Raw genomic sequence first — 453 nt, 5'->3', positions numbered from 1 at the left:
ACAACGCCGAGGTCCTTCTGGAAATCGAGCGTGCCGATCAAAAGGTTGATCTTGCCGGCGACCTCGCGGCCGTGTTCGGACAGTGTCTTCAGCTCGGCTTCCATCGTATCGGCGGCGGTGCGGATATCGGCGACGGCGGTCGTCAGGTTTTCAGCAAGGCCGCCTGATGCCGTCTCGCTCGCTGGGGCCACACGACCGGCGGCTTCCTCCAGCGCCGGCAGGCCGTTGACGATGGCGTCGGCGCTGTCATCCAGCTTGCCGGCGAAGATGCGCAGTTCGGCCGTGACGACGTTGATCGACTTGCCGGCTTCGCCAAGACGGCTGCAGCGCAGATTGGTGTTCAGCGCCATGTAATGGATGTCGGTCTTCACCGCCTTGATGTTGCCGATCGCTTCCAAAAGCTTCGCGGTGGTGTCGCGGGTCGACTGGCTGACCTGGTCGGCCTTGAGGGTG

At 63.6% G+C, this 453-nt stretch carries 1 pseudogene; it reads right to left on the bottom strand.

The window, feature by feature from the left end:
* A pseudogene (locus B3605_RS12340) lies at positions 1-453 on the bottom strand (chemotaxis protein); the annotation flags it as partial.

Source organism: Rhizobium sp. UBA1881 (genome assembly GCF_002338015.1).
Classification (GTDB): domain Bacteria; phylum Pseudomonadota; class Alphaproteobacteria; order Rhizobiales; family Rhizobiaceae; genus Rhizobium.
The sequence above is the reverse complement of the archived record's forward strand: the minus strand, read 5'-3'. Positions and strand labels throughout refer to the sequence as shown.